At 49.3% G+C, this 294-nt stretch carries 1 other annotated feature (only partly in view).

The features are described from left to right. Positions 1-137 (reverse strand) — a sequence feature (16S ribosomal RNA rRNA prediction is too short); it reaches 655 nt to the left of the window's first position. Between the last annotated feature and the right edge of the window lie 157 nt (positions 138-294).

The raw sequence follows: 294 nt of genomic DNA on the forward strand, positions 1-294 counted from the left end.
TCGGGCAGATTCCTATGCATTACTCACCCGTCCGCCGCTCGACGCCTGGAAGCAAGCTTCCATCGTTTCCGCTCGACTTGCATGTGTTAGGCCTGCCGCCAGCGTTCAATCTGAGCCATGATCAAACTCTTCAGTTTAAGATCATAAGTGCTTGAAGTAGCACTAAACTTGGCTCAAGGTTCAAACGTCTCAAATAGATCTTGCGATCTATGACGAGTCGCTTGCCTTGATGGTTCTGTGACATGATCACCGAGCCATCGACAAGCGCCCACATGAATTACCTGATCGATTGTT

This window comes from Halomonas sp. KAO, from assembly GCF_015595025.1.
GTDB lineage: Bacteria > Pseudomonadota > Gammaproteobacteria > Pseudomonadales > Halomonadaceae > Halomonas.